Genomic DNA, 801 nt, shown 5'->3' on the forward strand with positions numbered 1-801 from the left:
CATGAAAAATTTCTTTTTACTCCTTACCCTTTTATGTCTTTCCCTTTCTGCCCGGGCTCATGACGCAGAGGTAAATGGAATCTTCTACAATCTGGATATAGTCAACAGGACGGCTACAGTCACTTTTCAGGGAGACGATTATTACTCGTATAATAATGAATACTCCGGTGACGTAGTAATTCCTGAAAAAGTGATTTATAATGGCATCACATATTCCGTCACGAGTTTGGGAGAAAGTTGCTTCTCTCGTTGCAGCAGTTTGACCTCCATCACCATTCCCAACTCCGTCACGAGTGTGGGAGAATACTGCTTCAATGGTTGCAGCGGTTTGACCTCCATCACCATTCCCAACTCCGTCACGAGTTTGGGAATTGCCTGCTTCTGGGGTTGCAGCAGTTTGACCTCCATCACCATTCCCAACTCCGTCACAAGTTTGGGAGATTACTGCTTCCGTGATTGCCGCAGTTTGACCTCCATCACCATTCCCAACTCCGTCACAAGTTTGGGAGTTTACTGCTTCGATGGTTGCAGCAGTTTGACCGCCATCACCATTCCCAACTCCGTCACGACTTTGGACTATGGCTGCTTCCAACAATGCAGCAGTTTGATCTCCATCACCCTGGGCAACTCCGTCACGAGTTTGGGACAACTGTGCTTCTATGGTTGCAGCAGTTTGACCTCCATCACCATTCCCAACTCCGTCACGAGTGTGGGAAATGACTGCTTCTATGGTTGCAGTAGTTTGACCTCCATCTATATGCTCCCCTCCACACCTCCCAGCACAGGATCTAATATATTTTA

At 47.3% G+C, this 801-nt stretch carries 1 protein-coding gene; it reads left to right on the forward strand.

Annotated elements, in window-relative coordinates:
- Window positions 1-190: 190 nt before the first annotated feature.
- A partial coding sequence (locus I6E40_RS10605) for a leucine-rich repeat domain-containing protein (RefSeq protein ID WP_235387234.1) occupies window positions 191-801 on the forward strand: 611 nt, incomplete at its 3' end.

The sequence above is a fragment of the Prevotellamassilia timonensis genome (assembly GCF_021531665.1).
Taxonomy (GTDB): domain Bacteria; phylum Bacteroidota; class Bacteroidia; order Bacteroidales; family Bacteroidaceae; genus Alloprevotella.